Source organism: Pseudomonadota bacterium, from assembly GCA_010028905.1.
Classification (GTDB): domain Bacteria; phylum Vulcanimicrobiota; class Xenobia; order RGZZ01; family RGZZ01; genus RGZZ01.
In genome coordinates this window covers 1-2490 of sequence record RGZZ01000620.1, presented here as the reverse complement: position 1 = coordinate 2490, position 2490 = coordinate 1, and the positions used below count along the sequence as shown (strand labels likewise).

The window sequence follows — 2490 nt, the reverse complement described above, 5'->3', positions numbered from 1 at the left end:
CCTCGAGCGCACGGCAACAGTGACGGTGCGCCTGCGCGAGAACGGCCTTGAGCAGGTGCCCGGGACCGACACCTTGCGCACAGAGGGCGGGCAGAGCAGCATGCCTGCCGCCTGTCAGTGCACCATGTCGTAGAGCTTGCGGCCGAGCTCACCGCCACCGAACGCGCCGATGGCACCGCAGACCAGACCGCCGCCAATGCCACCGATGGCAGCTCCGGCAGCGCTTCCCACGGGGGAGAGCGCCAGGCCGGCAGTCGCTCCGAGCTGCGCTCCGGCGACCGCGCACGGTTCCGCGAGCGCGACCGCGCCAGCCCATGATCCGGCGATGCCCGCGGCTTCGCGGGGACGCTCGGCCTTCGGCGTGTTGGCCAGGTGCAGGGCGTCGGCCGCCACGGCGAGCGGCACGACCGCCCGGCCAACGGTCCGCTCGGCCGTGAGCAGGGTCTGCGTGGCCTTCCCCAGCGGCACCTCGAGATTGCCGCGCAACGGGATGTGCGTCTTGTTTGCCACCGCCTCCGGGATCGTCTTCTTCATCTCGACCATCTGGCCGCTCGCGGGCTCGAAGTAGCCTTTACCATTCTGGCGAAGGCGGGCGACGTTTCCGGACCGGCTGTTCGGGCCAGCGTGCGCAAGCGTGTCCGGCCCATGCACCTCGAACATGTGCTTCGTCGACTTGCCGTCTACGCCCGTCTCTTCCCATTTGAACGAGATGCCATCTTGAATGGTCGGCTTGGCTGCCGGGTCGAACGCGCGGACCTCGGCGCCTGCGGGCACGCGCGTCAGCAGGTCCTTCACCGAGGCGCCCTCTCGGGCAGCTTTCTTCAATGACTCGGCGCCGGTCACTGTGTTGCGTCCCACCAGCTTTCGCACCTCGGCCTCGGTGGGGATCCGAGTTGCGTCACGCGCCTCGGCAGCCGCGGCCTTCTCCGCAGTGGCGAGGGCCGTGGCCCCCTCTTCCGCAGGGCGGGTAGGCAGCACAGCGTCTCGACCCTCGAGCGCAGCCTTCGTGGCTTCCGGGCTGAACGTGACGGAGTCGGTTGCGGGACGGGGCGCGTCATCACGAGGGGCGAAGGCCTCAGGCGGCACCATCGCCAGGACGGGGTTCGTCTGCGAGAGGGGGAGTTCGACGCCGGCGGGAATCGCAAACATGACAGGACAGGCCTCCTCGGGAGATGGGGCCATCGCGGGCCCTCGAGCTCTGAGCGATGGAGCCCTGAAGGCCCCTTCGATCGTAGGATACGCTGCCGTGCTGACACGTCATTGACGCGTCACTGACCGGGGTTGAGCGATTGTTGCCGAGATGCTGATGTGATGAGAACCTTTCTCGCATCAAGAGATCCATTGTCGATTCGGAGACGCTTCTTGGCCCGCATTGGAGCCGCGGCCTGGGGGCAAAGCCCTCAAACCCCCACGCGACCTGGGGGTCGCAGGCTGAAACCCCCACGCACCCTGGGGGTCGCAGGCTGAAACCCCCACGCACCCTGAGGGTCGCAGGCTGAAACCCCCACGCACCCTGGGGGTCGCAGGCTGAAACCCCCACGCACCCTGGGGGTCGCAGGCTGAAACCCCAAGCGGACCAGACGAACGTCAGCTACTAGATGGGCACGACGATATGGTTGTTGCCCTCGTTCGACTCGGGCACCTCGTTGTAGCGACACACGACTCAGATCGTCACGGCGTTCATCGCATTCGGGTCGCGTCTACACCGAACACCGTACATCGGCCATGTTGCAGGGTCTGCTAACCGCTGTTCGGCAATGATGATCTGAACAGAACGACGGCAGCCGCTACCCCCGTCGGGGTACGCTCACATTCCCCAGGCGCACCTCGCGCTCGCCCACGGTCACCGCACCTGCCTCAGGAACCACGGTGCGGGTCAGCGCCTCCATGAGCTCAGCCTCGCGCCGTGTGTCGCTCTCCACCAGCGGCCGAAGCGCATCCCAGGCCTTCCCTTGCCTGTTCAGCGCCCTCTCGGCGTCGCACAGCCGCTGCGACACCTGACGCGCGTGCGCGTCGTTGCTGCGCGACTCTGCAAGAAGCGTGTGCGTGCGCGCGCGAGACCGCTCGGTGAGCATGACGGCGCCCGCGATCAACGCCCCGTCCAAGCCGAAGGCAAAGAGGCCGACCAGGGGTGCAAACGTCATGATCGACAAGACGGGTCCAAGCGACAGCGTCGCACCCATGCCCACCCAGCGCAGGGTATCGAGCCGTTTCCCGAGACGCCTGCGCTCGTCTGCGTTGGCGCCCGCGACGGTGAGCGCGGAACGCTCGCTCTGCCTGTATTCGTCAACCTCACCGATCAAGCGGTGAAGGGTGCTCTCGGCATCGCTGAGGCGCGCGCGATTCTCGTCGAGACGACGGCGCACCGTCGCGAGCTCGTCGCGCGCGGCACACCCAGGCACTGCAGAAGAGAGCATGGCGTTCATGCGCCGCAGTCTAAGACGTGGTCCTGAACGAATCCTGAACCCGTGGAATGCGCCGCTACTTCGG

General features: G+C 67.2%; 2 protein-coding genes. Both read right to left on the bottom strand.

The window, feature by feature from the left end; genetic code table 11:
* Positions 1 to 114: 114 nt before the first annotated feature.
* Positions 115 to 1182, bottom strand: a complete 1068-nt coding sequence (locus EB084_23600) for a hypothetical protein (GenBank protein ID NDD31247.1) — start codon at positions 1180 to 1182, stop codon at positions 115 to 117.
* 605 nt (positions 1183 to 1787) lie between these two features.
* On the bottom strand, positions 1788 to 2426 hold the full coding sequence (locus EB084_23595; protein ID NDD31246.1) for a hypothetical protein: 639 nt from the start codon (positions 2424 to 2426) through the stop codon (positions 1788 to 1790).
* Positions 2427 to 2490 lie beyond the last annotated feature (64 nt).